A 14,715-nucleotide genomic window follows, 5' to 3' on the forward strand; every position below is an offset into this window, starting at 1 on the left:
TCATAGAATTTTTTGTGCAAGCAATTATGGGGAGATATATGAAAATTATTAAAATATATTTAATAAAAATTGATTTCATTTTTTATCCCAATTTGCTAATTTTGCAATTTGAATTATGGAGTAAAGCATAGATGCAAGCACGTTTTTGTTCAAGTAACTATTTTGGTGTTCATAGCCGCTACCATCTGCTAATCCATGACGAAAAATATTTCCTGTAATATGGCGGGCAGACCGGATTGCTGGAACTGTTTCATCTCCAAGCTCTTTTGCAGGCTGCAACTTGAGTTTTAGTATGCGTGATCCAGTTTGAACGGTTAGGGTTCCTTTTGCATCATCGTTGGTTAGTTTCCATTTCTCTGCATGAGGAGGAGTAAAGTTCTTAAAAAAATCTGTCAGTCCACCACCCATGCCCTCAGTAACTTTGAAGATTACCTCGCCATAAGACAGGTAGTCTTTTGATTCGCAGTAACTAGCGTATGTTTGTTTGTGGAAGTATTTTTCGATGGATTGTGAAAATGCAAAAGCATCTTTTATTCGTTGGGTTACATTTTTTAATCCACCACCTTTTTCATGGGGAATGTTAGCTGGATTTACCCACGTCGGATTGATAAGGCGCCACCAATTACTGCTTGGTCGTAGATAAATGCTATCGAGTGCGTTCTGACCTTCTTGCGGCCAGCTCCATAAAATTCGATCTTTGTCGTCCACGACTTTGAGCCAATTCGCGCCATAGGCAACGCTCGGCATCATTTCCAATGCAGCTGGAGCATTTGCTACCATTGCAGTTGCATGCTCTCCGTTAATTCCCAGAACTTGTGCCGTCTTTTTATTGAATGGGCCAGATTTTTCCAAAAAACCGAAGCGCATACGTTTATAGGCGCTTGCGGCACCTATCGACGGCATGACGTTATGATAGACGCCAAGTACTTTTACTTCCTTGTCGTTAACAAGATTTCCATAACTTGGATGCATTAAGGTGCGTGCAAGCAGACCTCCCATGCTATGTGTGACGAGAATGACCTCTTCGCATTTGAATCCGCAGCCCACATAGCCTTTGACAAGTCCACGTATCCGCTCAGCGATGACGCCGGCGGAGATAGCATTGCTCTGCAAGAAGTTGTAGCCCATGGCGTGAACAGGATACCAGCATGGAGATATTTTTTTTAGATCAGCCTCGGTAATTGCAGTACCGGATGTGGCACCGAAGGCGCTGGGTGCTTGTAGCACTAATTTTGAAATTTCAGGATATGGACCTTGATTTTTATTGGAGTGAATATCTCTTGTCTGCCAATGGGGAAGAATATTTTTGTCTCTGACAATGTTATTCATGAAAAATTCCGCAGTCTTTAGCATTTCACCATAAGCCCCAATAAAAAGTATCTCGCTCCAGCCGCGCCAACGTGCAATTTGTGCCGGTGTTTCACGCAAGGCTGGGGGTAAGGAGGTATCTACTATTCCTGGAATGTTGTACTTTGCATTCTTTTTTATTTTTCTTGGACTAATGGCAATCAATGGCGGCACTCCAGCAAAATCATGTGGAATGTTGGTGTGGCGAAAATCGGAAAGTCCTGTGATGTTGCCACTTGGTTCAAATCTTCCTTGATTTGTGCTGTAAATATAATATTCGACCTCGGTTTCATTTGGATCGAGGGCCATCTGTCGATCTCTCGGTGATGCATTTTTATACCATCCACCGATGCCATAACCTTCTACGACACTCCATTTTCCGGCCACGCTCATCATGTCATCTGGCCTCCAGGAGATGTTATCGCTTTTGTCCAGCTCTTTCTGGCGTACCTTGCTCATGCGTAAATTACTACCCATCACGCCTGGTAAAAAGATGATAGGAATTATTTTCCCAGGAGGAATGGTTACGTCATGACGAATCGTGTCGTTTATTTCAGTCATATTGACGGTGTACTCAGCCCATCCGCCAACAGTCTGCCGAAATTCGCCTTGGTGATTGCCGTGTTCATTCAGATCCGTATCGTCACTCATGGAAGTTCTCCCTTATAGCGTATTGTGTAGCTATCCATGCCGTCTCCTTTCTGTACTGGGGTGTGCCCGTCACTGCTACTTTTTTCACTGATTCTGTGGCCATCTTCGCGTATTAACTCAAAAGCTATATCGGGAGCGGGTGTGCCATCGACTTGCAGCAGTCGAACGGCCTGATCAAAACGCGCCACTGGCCTCTCATTGAATTCCTGCGACACGCTCTTCGGCGCCAGGGTTTCCAGGTTGCCGTTGAAGAGCACGGGTGAGGAGGTGAAGAACTGCACCTTGTCGCTGATTTCCAGCATGTGGTTGGCGCCGTGCAGGCGTACGCCTTTCTTCCCCTTGATGTTGACCCAGTCCGCTTCGCTGATCAGCGACAGCACTTTCCGGGCGAGGATTTCCACCTCGTCGCTGTGCGCCTGGATGGACACCTTGCCGCTGGCGGCGATCAGTTTCATGCCGGCCTTGTGCACGAACAGGCTGAAGCTCTTGGCGATGCTGGCAAACATGCTGTCGCCGCTGGCGAGTGAAATATGCTTGCTGCTGCTGAGCGCCACATGCTCGCTGGCGGCCAGGTGGATGGACTGGGCCGTGCTCAGTTCGATGCCTGCCGGGCTGGCCAGCAGCAAATGTGGTTCGGACAGTTCCGGGAAATCGCCGCCGCTGCCCTTGATGGCGGCGTTTTGCCGCTGGATGGCGTCGGCCACGGCGCCTTGCTGTGCGGTACTGTCTTGCGCGCCCGCATCGACGGCCATGCCGGCCAGTCCCTCATGCAGTTGGCGCGCCTGCGCCAGGCGGGACTGCGTTTCGTCGAGCTGTTTGACCGATCCAGTTCCTGTTGATGTTTCCGTGGTGATCAGCATGCCTTTGGCGGCGCGCAGGGCGCCCCAGGCGTTGCTGGCCAATTCAAAGCCCGCGCCGCGTGCTTCCTTGCGGCCGGCATTGTCGTCGATGCGGGTGATGTTGCCCAATGACAGCCGGCTGTCCTGGTGTTCGCTGCGCAGCTGTGCCTGGATCGCGCCCTTGGTGTCGTCGAGTACCAGATGGTTGGCGCTGCGGGCGCCCAGTTCGCGGCTGCGCACGCCGGACAGCGCGCGCTGCTGCGGCAATTGCCACGGCGGCGGATTGGCGCTGTTGTAGACGACGCCGATGACGATAGGGTGGTCGATATTGCCGTCCTGGAATTGCACGACCACTTCCTGTCCCACGCGGGGCAAGGCGATCTGTCCCATTTGCGCTCCCGCCATCGGCATCATGACTCTTATCCATGGCGAGCTGCGTTCATCGAATGTACCCAGGCGGTCCCAGTGAAATTGCAGGCGGATGCGTCCCAGGGCGTCGGTATGGATTTCTTCCCCGGCCGGCCCGACCACCAGCGCCGTCTGCACGCCGGCGACGATGCATGGCGTGCTGTTGTAGCCGCGGCCCGGCCGCCAGCGGATGTCCCGCCGCACGCATACGAGCGTGTTCGCATAATCCGATGGCGCGCTGGGGCCTGCCTGATAGTTATTGCTGGCGATATGCTCGGCTGACAGGATCAGGTATTCGCGTTCGGCAATACTGTCTGGGCGCTCCTGGCCAGGCTGATAGCGTTTTTCCTCGGCGCTGAAATGCCCATCGAGCCGGAAACAAAGGCCGGGCTGTGCGCCACGGTGATTGCCTGCCGCCTCGAAATACTGGCGCAGATGGTCGCTTTCTTCCATGCGGCGCTGTGCCAGGGATTCCCCATCATTGACATTCTTGTAGCCATAGGCGCCCGTGTTTTCATACAGTTCGTGGGAAAATACGTCGCCCTGGCGATTCAGGGAGTAGCCGCTGGAAAGGCGTGGCTGCGGATTCTTATAGTCGAAACTGGCCAAGGTCAGCTGCCCGGAGCCGATCCGGCGCACGGCTTGCCATTGTTGTAAGCCATCGTCTTCCATGGAACCCGACCCGGAGTGGAAACGCATGGCGCCGTCGCCGGATGCCGTGGCGATCATGTCCGCTAGGGTGCTGTTATCTGCGAGCCACAAGGTATGGCCATCGGCACGGTGCTCGTACCAGTAATGCCAGCCGAGGGCTTCCCAGCGCCGGTGCAGGTGGTTGTAGTCGGTTTCATTGTGCTGGTTGGCGCAGGTTATCTGCGGATCGTCGCCATGGATGCTGGTTTTCCAGTCGCGCTGCCCGTAGTGCGCAAACGTTGTTTCGGTCAGCTGCATCACGCTTTGACCATGAAAGGAGACGTTGTCCTGGCGCAGCCGGGCAAAGGCCAGCCATGGTTGCAGCACCATGCGGTACCAGGTAAAGCCGCCGTCGGCGCGCAGCAGGCAAAACTCGCCCACATAGCCGTTAAAGTGGCGCAGCGTGCCATCGTCGCGCACCATGGAAATGGTCACCATGCGGCCCATCATGGCCTTGAGCGCAATGTGCGCGTCGTCCGACAGCAATTCGGCTTCGAAACGGAAGTCGCGCGATACTTCTTCCCTGGCGGACAGCGAATTGACCAGCAGGATGGCGCCGGCTGGCCCATCGTCATGGGGGAACTCGATTTTCAGCAGGCGCCGCTCTTGCGCGGCGAGGTCGAAGACCGATAGCGCCGCCTGTGTGCTTGCATGCATGGCCGGCCTCCGCTATAGCGATGTGATCAGGCGGGCACCGCAGGCGGTGGCATCGCCGTCATAGGCGTACGGCTTGCCCATGTGTTTTGCGCCGGCGCCGTCCGGCGTCATGGGGAAGCTGCCCTTGCACTTGGGGCAGAAGGTTGTGTCGTCGGCCAGCGCCGCCGTCTTCCCCATCACGGTGCTGCCCGACGATGCGCTGGTGACCTTGCCGCCGTGATCGGTTGCGTCTCCGAGCCGGATGACGCCGCGTCCCGCATGTTTCATGCTTGCCTCGCTTTCCAGAGATGAATTGTTCAATCCAGCTGCAGCAAATAACGCACTTCGGCGCCGCGCACCTTGCCTTGCGCCGTCTGCAAGAACGTCGTCCAGCCCAGGCGCCGCCTTTCTGAAGGGCTGGCGCTCAGGAGCAGGGGCCCGATGCACGGCGGGCTCAGTATCAGCCGCACTTCATATTGCAAGTCCGGGACGCCAAACAGCGCCAGCATCTTTGCCAGTGCCGCCGCACCAGCGCTGCGCGGCAGGAAGCGCTGCAGGCCGGCCGGATCCAGCGGGCCGATATGCAGGCAGATGCGCATGTCCTGGCGCCACAGCCGCAGGCCCACGGTTGCGCCGCGCGCCAGCGTAAAGTTGACACTGCCCAGCAGGCTGCGCCGGTCTTTTTCCAGATAGTCCCAGCCACCGACAAATTGTTGCAGGGCGACGGGGACGCCGCAGTACTCGGCCAGCACGGGGCCTATCGCTTGCGCGGAGACGGGGCGGCAGCGCAGCAGACCCGCGTACCAGGCCGCCACGTCCTGCGTCACGGCGCCGGCTTCGCCGCTTGACGGCAGCGCATCGCGCTGCACGCCGGCCAGTGCCGACAACAACAGTAGTTGCTCGTCTTTTGCCTGGGTCTGGAGCATGGATTCCAGCCGATACTTTTCACACGCCTGGTAATACAGCGCGACCATGCGGTGCGAAAAGATCTCGAGGAAGGCCGAGACGCCGGCGTCCTTGCTCGACAAGCGGTAGGCGGCGATGCGTTCCGAGTGATGCAAGGGCAAGGTGCCGCCGACGCCCAGAAAGCGCATGAACGCCGGTATCAGGATCAGCTGTTCATTCTCGTCGAGCGAGAGCCGCTCGATTTCACTGGCCGGAAAACTCAAGGACAGGCTGTTTCTGAAGCGCAGCACCTGGCCGAAGGCTTGTGCATGGGACACGTTCTGCTGACGTAGCCAGCACAGCAGAATACGCACCGCCTGCACGAACTGATAGCGGTACGGCTCGGCGAACAAGTGTTGGACTACACCAGATTCTGCAATCCGCTTCTTGGTTTGCATCGGATCAGCTCCTCTCCGCTTTGCAGTGACAGCACCACCAGTTCAATGAAACTGTTGATTTGCACATACAGGCCAAGGAAGTGATCGATCACCTGCACAAACAGGTGCATGCCGCTGCCGATAAAGGCTTCTTCGTCCAGCGTGATGCGCACTTCCACGCCGTGCGCCAGCGAGGTGCCGCGCCTGTGCCGCAGCCATGTCGTGGTGGGCGCGTGAGCCAATGCCACAATGCCGCCGATCTGGCGCTGCGAGGTGGCCGATTGGGACAGGTCATACAGCGTCAGCATTTCGCGCAGCGCCGGCAGGCCCTCCTGGACCAGCGCGTGATGATTCAGCGCCAGGTGCGAAATCAGGCGCCAGTGCAGGCCCGCGCCCGGTGAAAAGCGGCGCGGCTGGCTGGGACGGCGCAGCATGTGCAGTGCCGGCCCGCCAGCGCATGGCTGCAGGTCTCCTTGCGGCTGGCCGTATTTGAGTGCCAGGGGAAGATCGCGGTTGCTGCATGTCAGCGACAGCGACAGGCTGGCCTTTTCATGGATCAGTGGATGGAAGTCGCCATCGACCAGCGAAATTTTCTTTTCGTGACCAGGGCTCTTGATGGCCAACGCCGTATCGTGGCGCATGATCCAGTAATGGCCTTGTTGCGCCGGCCCCTCGCCATGGCGCAGGCTATACAGGGGGCGAAATTCGCTCAGCGTGCTTTCGCCGCCGCGTTGGCGCAGCAAACGCACCGCATCGACAGTGACGACTTCGTAGCCATGCGCATGGGTGGCATGGGCCAGCACGGAGTAGTCGGTTTTCTGCCGGGTGACGGAGATCGGTACGCCTTCCTGGCGGAAGAGATTGACCGCCGGACTGCAGCCCAGCTTCAGGTTTTCGCTGGAAATGCTGGACAACATGCGGGCCGCGGCGGAATCGGGCCGCAAACCGGCCATGCACAGATGCAGGGTGAAGCGCTGGCAAGCTGGCGGCAGGGCCGCGCCCAGCGCCGCGACATCGATGTCAAAGAAATTGAATTTTTCCGGATACGCAAAATACTCGCTCAGGATGCGGTAGGCCGGCTGCGAACGGGCGCCAAAAGGTAGCAAGGCATCCGCGTCGGCGAAGCCGACGGGCGTCAACGGCACGGTGGGCAATGCCGTCCATTGCGCCGCCTCGGTCGACACAAAAGCGCAGACTGTCTGCATGAACAAGGCATCGCGCAATGCGGCGCAAAAAGAAGCTTCGCCATCGATGAAGACGCGCAGCGATGCGGGTGCCGCATCGAGATGCCGGAGGCCGATGTTCAGCGAGGAACTGGCCGATACTGGCAAGCGCAAGCCCGGCGGCGCCTTGATCATCGCATCGAAAACGGCGCTGTCCAGTACCGATGCGCCGGTCGTCAGCTCATAGACCGTCTTGAAGCGGCAGCGCACGCCGCGCACGGGCGCTGCATCCATTTCACTGCCGGCCGGCAGGTGCAAGACGCCCGCGCCAGCCGCTGGGGCGCAATGGCGCACGATGCTGCAGGATGGAAAGGGGCGCAGATAATGCGGGAACAGGGCTTCGAACAGGGCTTCGGTAAATTGCGGATAGTCGTCATCGAGCCGTTTCGAGATGCGTGCCGCCAGCATGGCCACCGATTCGATCAAATGTTCCACGTGCGGGTCTTCGCACGACTCGCCGGACATGTGCAATTTGCCGGCGATTCTCGGATAGCGTTCGGCAAACTCGCGGCAATGCCGCCGCAACATCACCAGCTCGCGCTCGAAATACGGCAGCAAGTCCTCCATCTCTCTTTTCCTGTGTCTTGGCGGCGGAATGGCCAGTATCCGAGCGTTTGCTCCAAGGTAAATTGCGTTTGCGCAAATAATTGAACAGGGTTGCTGCGCAACATCAAGGACGTTCAAACTGACAACATCAGACTGGCAAGGCAGCATGATTCCAATGGTCAATATGGAGAACGCCATGACATTGCCATCCAAATTACTCTGGTCCGAAGGCCTGGCCATCGGTCCCCAGCAATTCCAGCAGCTGGACCGCTACCATGAAGCGCGCCTGCAACGTCTGGCTTCATTGATGAATCCCCATTTATGGGGCGTGCATGGCATCAGCTGGAACGCGGATGCGCTGGCCAACAATAGCTTGCGGGCGGATGCCATGTCGCTCGTCTTTCAGGATGGAGAACTGTTTGACGCGCCGCTTGGCGATATATTGCCCAGTGCGGTTGACCTGTCCAGGCTGCCTGCCAGCGAACATAGTTTTACGTTTTATGCCGCGCTGCCCGCGCTGCAGGCACATGGCGGCAATGTGAGCTCAGCGGGCGCCCGCTATGTCCAGGCGGATATCGAAACCCCGGATCTGTACAGCGAGGCAGTCAGCATAGACGTCGCTTACCTGAAGAAACGCGTGTATCTGCTGTCGCAACTGGATCCCCTGAACGATTACCTTGCCATCCCGGTGATCCGTTTGTACCGCGCTGGCAACGGCAGCTTTGACATCGATGCCGCCTTCATGCCGCCTGGCCTGACCATCAGCGCCGATCCCTCGCTGCAGAAACTGCTCGATTCGCTGATCGACCGCATGGGCGCGAAAATTGAAGCGCTGTACAGCCGCCACCGTCAGCCCGGTAACAATACGGTGGAATTTTATGGCGGTGATGTTTCCTCGTTCTGGATGCTGCATACCTTGAGCACGGCCAGCGCCATGCTCAGTCATTGCGCCAGCTACCGGCGCCACCATCCCGTGTATCTGTTTGAAAAATTGATGGCGTTGGCCGGCGGCTTGATGACGTTTTCAAAAAAATACACGCTGAGCGACTTGCCGTCTTATTCTCACGATGATGCGGCTCCCGGTTTCGGCAAGCTCGATGGCATCATTCGCGACCTGATCGATACGGTGCTCCTGTCGCGCTACTTCCCGATTCCCCTGTCCAACGATGCGCAACAAAACACCCACTATCACGGTTTGCTCGATGCCAAGCGGATAGACCGCCAGACCGAACTCTGCCTGGCGGTAAACGCCGATATGCCAGCGCTGGAACTGGTTGCCACGGTACCGTTGCAGTTCAAGATTTCATCTCCGGACAATATCGAACTATTGCTGGCCCGGGCGCTTCCGGGTGCCGAGTTGCGCCATATGGCCCAGGTTCCCGCCGAAGTGCCGGTGCGGCCCAATACGTATTACTTTTCCATCGATAGCAAGGGCAGTATCTATGACAGCATGATCAAGGCGCAGGCGATTGCGATTTACGTGCCGGCCGGCATAAAAGGGCTGAAGCTGGAATTGTTCGGTATCAGCGGCACGGCTGCATAACGATGACGGGTGTTGCGGGCGGGTGTATTGTCAAATGATTGTCCTAAGCAATAGACTTGCCCCTGCAGTTGACGTTATCATGTTTTTGTAAGTGTCGGTGGCTGAATGGCCGGCGCATAGGTGAAACATGGTGACAGGCGAGGGTGAGCATGGGCATGGCGAATGATGCGTGAGGTGTCTGGCGGCTTGCGGCCTGGCGGCGGAAGGGCGGCGGTGCGCCGCTGTGGGCGCGCATTGCTGCTGGCGTTCTGTGCCGCCTTGCCGGCATCGGCATCGGTGCCGGCCGCTGCGCCGCCGCACCAGGGCCAGCGCGTGCTGTTCCTCAACGCTTACGATTACGGCCGCGCCGGCGTGGAATCGTACACGCGCACCTATGTGGCCGCCATGGTGGCTGCGGGCCTGGCCAGCGAAGACATCATGGTCGAGCACCTGAGCCTCAATACCCAGGGCGACCCGGCGCTGCGCAATGAGATGCGGGATTTGTTGCTTTTAAGATACACGCAGATGATGGGACGCAAGGCCGACCTGATCATCGCCATGCAGCAGCCGGCGCTCGATTTTTTGCTGTCGGACCTGGCGCCGCTGGCGCGCGGTGTGCCCGTGCTGGCGATTAATACCTCGGGCAAGGCCTTGCCGGCCGGCAGCCCGCTGGCCATCTGGCAGCAAAAGGCGAATGTCGATTTCCCCGGCACCCTGGCGCAGGCCATGGCGCTGTTCCCGGAGACCAAAACCATCGTCATGGCCGTCGGCGCCAGCGAGGCCGACCAGGCCTTGAAGCGCAACATGCAGCAGGCGGCGCTGGCGTGGCAGGGCAAGGTGGCCATGCGCTACCTCGATGATCTGACCCTGGCGCAGATGCGCGCGGCGGTGGCGCACCTGCCCGCCGATACCTTGCTGGTGGCGGGCAATGTCAACCGCGACGTGGCCGGCAATATCGCCACGCCCGTGCAGTTTTCCGCGCAACTGGCGCGGCTGGCGAATGTGCCCGCCTTCGGCATGTATAACGCGACGGTCGGCAAGGGCATCCTGGGCGGCTCCATCCTGCACATCGAACAGGCCGCGCAGCAGGTGGCGCAGCTGTCGCTGGCAGTACTGGCGGGCAAGGCGCCTGCCGCGCCGGGCGCCTTGCTGCCGCCGGCCCGTCCCGTGCCCATGTACGATTGGGAACAGCTGCAGCGCTGGGACGCCGACATCAGCCGCCTGCCGCCGCACACCCTGTTCTTCAACCGGCCGCCGCAGCTGTGGCATGAGCACCGCGTCGCCGTGCTGCTGGTGGGCGGCGTCTTCATCGTGATGGCCGGCTTGCTGAGCGCCTTGCTGCTGCAGCGGCGGCGCTTGCGCCGTGCCGAGAGCGAGGCGCGCGAGAGCGAGCAGCGCTTCCGCATCCTGGTCGAGCACGCGCCCGAAGCCATCGTCGTGTATGACCTGGACCTGGACCGTTTCGTCGACGCCAACAGCAGCGCGCAGCGCATGCTGGGCATGTCGCGCGAAGCGCTGCTGGCGCGCGGGCCGTTCGACCTGTATAGCACGGAGCAGCCCGACGGCCTGCCTTTGGGCCTGATGGTGGAAGAGCATTTGCGCCGCGCCATGCTGGGCGAACCCATCCTCGTCGAGCGCCATGTGCGGCGCGCCGACGGCAGCATTTTCCCCTGCGAGGTGCGGCTGGTCAAATTGCCGATGGAAGGGCGGCGCCTGGTACGCAGCGGCATCGTCGACATTTCCGAGCGCAAGCACAGCGAGCAGGAATTGCTGGGCTACCGCGACCACCTGGAAGAGCTGGTGCAGCAGCGCACGGCCGCCCTGTCGGTGGCCGTCACCGAGGCCGAATCGGCGAACCGCGCGAAAAGCGTTTTTCTCGCCAACATGAGCCACGAATTGCGCACGCCCTTGAATTCCGTGATCGGCTTTTCGCAGATGATGGCCGATTCGAGCAGCATGTTCGAGGAAGAAAAACATAACCTGGCCATCATCAACCGCGCCGGCCACCACTTGCTGACCTTGATCAACGATATCCTGGAATTGTCGAAGATCGAGGCGGGCCGCATGCAGCTGCAGGCGGGACCCGTGGACTTGAACGGCTTGCTCGACGAGGTGCTCGAAATGGTGCGCATGCGCTCGCGCGACCAGGGCATCGCCCTGCGGCTCGAGCGCTCCGGCGTGCCGCCGCTGGTGCGCCTCGATGGCGCCAAGCTGCGCCAGGTGCTGCTCAATTTGCTGTCGAATGCGCTCAAGTTCATCGAGCAGGGCAGCGTGACCCTGTCGCTGGCCTGTCGGGAGGGCGACGACGGGCAGCTGGCGCTGGTGTTTGCCGTGCGCGATACGGGCAGCGGCATCGCGGAACAGGATCTGGAACGCATCTTTGAACCGTTCGTGCAGGCCGACAGCGCCGTGGCGCAGGCGGGCACGGGTCTGGGGCTGACCATCTCGCGCGAATTCGTGCGCCTGATGGGCGGCGAGCTGCGCGTCGAATCGACCTTGGGCGCCGGTTCCCGCTTCAGTTTCGAGCTGCGCGCGCCGGTGCTGCAGCAGCCGGCCATCGCGGCGCTGGCGCCGGGCCGCGTGGCGCGCCTGCCGCCGGCCCAGCGCGGGCGCATGGTGCTGCTGGTCGACGATGACGACAACTGCCGCAAGCTGCTGGCCGGCTTGCTGGCGCCGCTGGGCTTCCAGCTGCACGAGGCAGCGGGCGGCGCGCAGGCGCAAGCCATGCTGGCGGCGCAGCGCTACGACATGGTGCTCAGCGACTGGCGCATGCCGGACATGGACGGCCTGGCGCTGACGCGCTGGCTGCGCGCGCAGCCGGCGCTGGTGCAGCCGCGCCTGGTGATCATGACCGCCTCCGCCTTCGAGGAAGAAAAGCAGGAGGCGCTGGCGGCCGGCGCCGACGGCTTCCTGCGCAAACCGATCGAGCAGGAACACCTGTTCGCCATGCTGGAGCAGCAGCTGGGCCTGCGCTTCCAGCGCAGCGCCGCCGCCGCGCCGCGCGCGCCGGCCGCTGCCTTCGACCTGCAGCGGGAGCTGGCCCAGCTGGGCGGGGCCGAACGGCAGGCGCTGCTCGAATCCGTGCAAGCCCTCGATTTGCGGCGCAGCGCCATCGTGCTGGCCGGCTTGGCGACCAGCCTGCCGCAGCTGTCCGCGCACATCGCCGCCATGCTGGAACAGCACCAGTACCAGCCGCTGTGCGCCTTGCTGGCGCAGCTGGCCAGCGAGCCGCAGGGTGAAGGCGCATGACCGTTCACGCACCGAAAGGCGAGCGCCTGGGCGGCGTATCCATCGTGCTGGCCGTCAGCGTGGCGCTGACCTTTGTCGTCACCGTGCTGCTGCTGGTGTTTGCCGTGCTGTTTTACCAGTCCGAACGCGAGCAGCGCTGGCAGCAGCTGCACCGCAGCCTGGCCATCAGCGCGGACCAGCTGGCCGTGGCCATCGAGCTGCCCTTGTGGAATCTCGATGAAAAGCAGATGCAGGCCATCATGCGCAGCACGCTGGGCAAGCGCGACCTGGTGGCCAGCTCCCTGACGCCGGGCATCGGCAAGGAAGCGCTGGTCCTGCGCCGCACTGCGTCCGGCGCCATCGGCAGCTTTTCCTCGCTGTCCGCGGAACCTGGCTGGCTGGTGCAGCGGCGCCCCGTGACGATGGGCGGACAAGTCATCGGCAGCGTTGCCGTGTATGCGACGCCGGCCCTGCTGCACGCGCAGCTGCGGCAGCGCGCGCTGGGCATCGGCGCCATGATCGTGGCGCTCGACGTGATCCTGGTGGCCAGCATCTGGCTGCTGATGTGGTGTCTGATGCTCAAGCCCCTGAAGGCGATCGGCCAGTATGCGGCCGGCGTCAAGGCGGGGCAGGGCGAAGCGTTCGGCACGCCGCCGAAAGCGTGGTTCCTGGGCGAGCTGCGCACCTTGTACCGTTCCATCCGCGACATGGTGGCGCTGCTCGACAGCCGCTACCGCGCCTTGCAGCGCAGCGAGGAGCGCGTGCAGATGGCCACCGGCGCGGCCAGCATCGGCATCTGGGACTGGAACGTCAGCAGCGACGCCTTGCAGTGGGATGAGCAGATGTACGCGCAGTTCAAGGCCGATGCGGATAGCTGCATGGCGCCGGCGGCGATCTGGCGCGCGGCGCTGGTGCCGGACGACGTGCCGGCCGCCAAGGAAGCCCTGCGCGCCGCGCTGGGCGCCGGCCAGGCGTTCACGCACGAGTACCGCATCCTGTGGCCCGATGGCGCCATCCGCTACATCAAGGCCGATGCCGTGATCTTCCGCGACGGCCAGGGCCGGCCCATGCGCCTGGTGGGGTCGAACTACGACATCACGGCGCACCGCGAGGCGGAACTGGAACTGCTGCGCCACCGCCATCACCTGGAAGAGCTGGTGGCCGAGCGCACGAGCGCCTTGTCGGTGGCCGTCAGCCAGGCGCAGGCGGCGAACCGCGCCAAAAGCACCTTCCTGGCCAACATGAGCCATGAACTGCGCACGCCCTTGAATTCCGTGATCGGCTTTTCGCGCCTGATGGCCGCCTCGCCGAACATGCAGGACGATGAAAAGCGCAACCTGGCCATCATCCACCGCTCCGGCAATCATTTATTGACTTTGATCAATGAAATCCTCGAACTGACGAAGGGCGAGGCGGGCCGCCTGCAGGCGCAGACGGCCGTGGTGGCGCTGGCTCCGCTGCTGCAGGAAGTGATGGACATGCTGGGCATGCGCGCCGAGCAGCAGGGCATGGCGCTGCGCCTCGATTGCGCGGACGTGCCGCCGGCCGTGCTGCTCGACGCGACGCGCCTGCGCCAGGTGCTGCTGAACCTGATGTCGAACGCCGTCAAGTTTGCCGGCGGCGGCGAGGTCGTCTTGCGCGTGCGCGGCGAACGGCGCGAGGGCGAACAATGGATGCTGTCGTTCGCCGTCAGCGACACGGGCATCGGCATCGCGCCTGAGGACCAGCAGCGCATCTTCGAACCTTTCGTGCAGGCCGACAGCGCGGGGCCGAAGGATGGCACGGGCCTGGGCCTGGCCATCTCGCGCGAATTCGTGCAGCTGATGAAAGGCGAACTGACGCTGGAGTCCAGGCCGGGGCAGGGCGCCACGTTCCGCTTCAGCATACCCGCGCAGGCGGCCGAGGCGCCCGTGCAGGCGTCCGTGCCGCTGCCGGCAGCGCCCGCGCACGAGGCCCCGCCGGTACTGCGGGCGCAGGACTTGCTGCTGCTGGCCGGGGAAGAGCGCGCCGCCTTGCTGGTGGCGCTGCGCGAATTGAACCTGGCCAGGGTTGCCCTGCTGCTGGGCGCCTTGCCGCCAGCGGCGGCGCCCGTGCTGGCACCGCTGCAAGCCATGCTGGACCAGCATCAGTACCGCCAGCTGTGCGACTTGCTGGAGAATGAGGGCGCGCTGGCGCCCGCGTAAAAGTGTGGGATGACAACATCGTTTTCGCTGAAAAGACGGACTAAGTGGCGCCGATGGATGGTGCTAAATTGCAATAAAGATTATGATGATAATACGTAGTTCATCGCAAAGAAATGTCTT

8 protein-coding genes are annotated in these 14,715 nt (G+C 61.0%); 3 read left to right on the forward strand and 5 right to left on the reverse strand.

The annotated features are described in order from the left end of the window. Window positions 1-75: 75 nt before the first annotated feature. The 5 genes from IGS61_RS09185 to tssF are packed head-to-tail and all read right to left on the reverse strand — an operon-like array spanning window position 76 to window position 7,683. Entirely contained in the window at window positions 76-1,998 is a 1,923-nt protein-coding gene (locus IGS61_RS09185; protein ID WP_230539316.1) for an esterase/lipase family protein, read from the reverse strand. Continuing rightward, a complete protein-coding gene (locus IGS61_RS09190) occupies window positions 1,995-4,592 on the reverse strand; it encodes a type VI secretion system Vgr family protein (protein ID WP_230539317.1) in 2,598 nt (865 codons plus the stop codon). The genes IGS61_RS09185 and IGS61_RS09190 overlap by 4 nt, the downstream gene beginning before the upstream one ends. Window positions 4,593-4,604: 12 nt before the next feature. Beyond that, a complete protein-coding gene (locus tag IGS61_RS09195) occupies window positions 4,605-4,859 on the reverse strand; it encodes a PAAR domain-containing protein (RefSeq protein WP_230539634.1) in 255 nt (84 codons plus the stop codon). A 29-nt stretch (window positions 4,860-4,888) separates the two neighbouring features. Next, window positions 4,889-5,914: a type VI secretion system baseplate subunit TssG gene (gene tssG / locus IGS61_RS09200; RefSeq protein ID WP_230539318.1), complete on the reverse strand. Its 1,026-nt coding sequence runs from the start codon at window positions 5,912-5,914 to the stop codon at window positions 4,889-4,891. Continuing rightward, on the reverse strand, window positions 5,878-7,683 hold the full coding sequence (tssF, locus tag IGS61_RS09205) for a type VI secretion system baseplate subunit TssF (protein WP_230539319.1): 1,806 nt from the start codon (window positions 7,681-7,683) through the stop codon (window positions 5,878-5,880). The genes tssG and tssF overlap by 37 nt, the downstream gene beginning before the upstream one ends. A 175-nt stretch (window positions 7,684-7,858) precedes the next feature. Here tssF and tssK point away from each other — a divergent pair, with 175 nt between their 5' ends. The 3 genes from tssK to IGS61_RS09220 all read left to right on the forward strand — a co-directional run bounded on the left by tssK (window position 7,859) and on the right by IGS61_RS09220 (window position 14,595). Beyond that, entirely contained in the window at window positions 7,859-9,205 is a 1,347-nt protein-coding gene (gene tssK, locus IGS61_RS09210) for a type VI secretion system baseplate subunit TssK (protein ID WP_230539320.1), read from the forward strand. 165 nt (window positions 9,206-9,370) lie between these two features. Next, entirely contained in the window at window positions 9,371-12,433 is a 3,063-nt protein-coding gene (locus IGS61_RS09215) for a sensor histidine kinase (RefSeq protein WP_230539321.1), read from the forward strand. Next, entirely contained in the window at window positions 12,430-14,595 is a 2,166-nt protein-coding gene (locus IGS61_RS09220) for a sensor histidine kinase (protein WP_230539322.1), read from the forward strand. The genes IGS61_RS09215 and IGS61_RS09220 overlap by 4 nt, the downstream gene beginning before the upstream one ends. Window positions 14,596-14,715: the final 120 nt, after the last annotated feature.

The sequence above is a fragment of the Janthinobacterium sp. FW305-129 genome (genome assembly GCF_020858115.1).
In the GTDB taxonomy this organism is placed as follows: Bacteria; Pseudomonadota; Gammaproteobacteria; order Burkholderiales; family Burkholderiaceae_D; genus Janthinobacterium.